Raw genomic sequence first — 3,019 nt, forward strand, 5'->3', positions numbered from 1 at the left:
ACGAACAACACCACCCCCACGACACGTGACGCCGCACAGCCAGGCGATCCACGCAAGGACGCACCCACCGGCGCTCACCCCCCGCACGACACCGGTCCGGGCACGAGCCGCATCGACCAGCTCATCAACCGCGACGGCACTCCCCCGCCCATGGATCCCGCCGTGATCGCCCTGGGCCGCGACCTCGCGAGGCGGCTGTGGCTCGACGTGCCGGACGACGCGTACGCGCACAGCCTGGGCACCATGGGCAACATCGCAATCACCGGCATGTCGAAACAGCGGGTCACCGACATCGCCACGGCCCTCCACAAGGTGTCGCAAGCCCTGGACATGCCCGCCACCTTCGACGGGCTGGTGCGGGTCTACGACGAGGCGCAACGGCAGGGCTTCGATCCGGCCGGAGCGGCGGACAAGTCCGAGCTGGTCGAACGACTCGACGGGTATCGGCAGACGGACCCTCATCTGTTCACCGGCCTGTGGCTCGCGAAACAGGAGATCACGAATCCGTCCTTCCCGCTCGCGCGGGCGCTCGGCCGGATCGACCAGGCGCTCGGCCACCCACCCAAGACCGACCTCCTGACCAGGATCAGTCACCTTCGTGGTCTCACGTTCGAGTTGGACCTCGGGCTCCATTCCCTCGATCATGTGGGGCGCCTGTTCGTGGCCGCGCAGGCCCAGGGCGTGGACGTCCAGAACGCGGCGGCGCGGCAGGAACTGGTGCGCGGGCTCAGGCAGGCTCGGCAGCACGACACCGAGCTGTGGGACGGGCTGCGGATCGCGGACGAGCACGCCGTAGGTGGGCTCGACGACGCGGCGGCACGGACGTTGAGCCGTGCCGACCGGGCGCTCCACTCGGTATCACCGGACGGCGGGCTGCGTGACCTGGCGGCCGAGACGGGGTTCTCCCACGCGTTCCGCTCGTTCTCGCAGATGCTGGCCGAGGCCGACGTGCAGGGCGCCATCCCGGAACGGCCGGCGACCCGCGCGGAGCTGGTGGAGGCACTCACGCGCTTCCGAGAGCACAACGCGGACGGCTGGGACCTGCGCGTGATGGAGGAGCGATTCCCCGGCACGCGGCTGGACGCGGAGAAGACGGCGGTCCTCAGCCGGATGGACCGCGTCATCGCCGGCGACCGCCCGCCGCGCCAGCCACTGGACCGGCTGCTCGAGCTGTCACGCGAACTGGGTCTCGGTGACTCGCCCGGCCGCCTCCTCTACGTCGCCGACCGCGCCCAGCGGCTCGGCTTCGACCCCATGGGCGCCGCGGACCGGCCGGCGCTGGTGGACGCGCTGCGGGGATACATGGACACCAGCCCGAACACCTGGGCGAGAGTGCGGGTGGCCGACCGGTACGCGCTGAAGCTCGACGAGCCGGCCGCCCGCGCGCTGGCACGCATGGACCTGATCGTGGGCCCGCAGGACAAGGCTCCCGCATGGGTCCTCGACCCGCTCCGCAAGCTGGCGGGCGACCTGGGCCTGGAGCACTCGGTCCAACGGCTCGCCCACGTGTTCAGAGGAGCCGAGGAGCACGGCCTGGACCCGGGCGGCGCCACGGACCGGGCCGACCTCGTCAACCGGCTGACCTCGTACCACCGACCACCGGCAGAGCCGCCGTACCACTTCAGGCCGACGATGCCACGCATGGCCGAGGAGACGCTCACAGAGCGGCTCCGCCAGAACGCCGCCCGTGACGCCGGCGTCGCCGGCGCGGCACTGGCCAGGTCCGGCGACTTCAGCTCTGGCCTGGAAGTGGAGCGCGTTCGAGCGCTGGACGCCCGGGCACGGGCCTGGGAGAGCCGGCCGGCTGAGCCGGAGGTCTCCTATCGGTGGAATCCCGAGGCGTTCGAGCGCGACCTGGCCGAGGCGTTCGCGCGGGCCGAGCGCGGCGAGCCCGTCGTGCCCTACATGACCGAGGACGCCACGGGCGGCCTGGCCGCGCCCGGAACCGGGTTCAAGTTCGGACGGGAGATCGAATACGACCTGCCCATGGCGCTCAAGCCGCACAAGGACGCGATCAACCAGGCCATCGCGCGCGACCTGTACGACGCCGGGCTGACCCAGGATCCCTGGATCCACGGGCACCACGCCTCCCGCGACGCCGGCTACTACGAGGGGGACGACGGCTGGCGACTGGAGGTGGACTCTTCGACCGACGGCGAGCTCGTCTCGCCGCCGATGTACGACACACCGCGCACGTGGGAGGCCATCCGGCTGGCTTGCGAGATCATCACCTCGCACGGCGGCGTGGTCACGGACACCACGGGAGGCCACGTCCATGTGGACACTTCCGTGTTCGACCACATCCCGGCTTTCTACCAGCGGCTCCTGCGACTGGTGAATGACGACTACTTGGACACCTTCATGCGGCTGTTGGCGAACCCGGAGCAGTCCGGCCACCGGGGACTCTTTTTCTGTGAGCCCAACATGATGCACTCCGTCGGATACGCCACGATCGACGAGCTGGTGGCGCTCGAGAAGAAGCGCGAGACCATGGTCAACGTGCAGTCGGTCAGGGGGGGCCGGACGGACCACACGGAATTCCGCCTCCCTGACGGCTCGCTGGATCCTGGTGTCATCCAGGCACAGACCAAACTGGTGCTGGGCACGGTCGGTCTGGCTCTGCGGCTCGGCGAGGACCGGTTCCCGCTCAACCACGGCCACAAGGACGCCTCCGGCAACCACACCAACCACCTCAGGCAGCGCGACTACTCGTCCTACCTGGAGCTGGCCGACCACCTCTTCCACCGAGCGGTCGACAAGGCGCAGCTGACCGCCCTGTTCGCGATCACCCGGTGGAGCGAGAAACAAGAACTCTGGTGGCGGTCATGAGCGAAGCGGCACTTCCTGCGGTCGTCATCCGCAACACCTCGGCGTCGGACCGGCCGGCACCTGCCGCCCGCGCCGGAGGAGTGGACCGCTTGGAATCGTTCCTGCCGGGGGCCGGTCGGCGGGGGCCGGGCGAGTGACGGGGCGGGTCGTCGGCTGATGGGGCTGGATCTGGGGTTGGTGCCCGACATCG

1 protein-coding gene is annotated in these 3,019 nt (G+C 70.2%); it reads left to right on the forward strand.

Annotated features, from left to right (window positions below):
- Positions 1 to 2,829, forward strand: a 2,829-nt coding sequence (locus tag AB0H81_RS44395; RefSeq protein ID WP_358388440.1) for a hypothetical protein, incomplete at its 5' end; no start/stop codon positions are given.
- Between the last annotated feature and the right edge of the window lie 190 nt (positions 2,830 to 3,019).

It is taken from the genome of Nonomuraea sp. NPDC050691 (genome assembly GCF_040654455.1).
In the GTDB taxonomy this organism is placed as follows: Bacteria; Actinomycetota; Actinomycetes; order Streptosporangiales; family Streptosporangiaceae; genus Nonomuraea.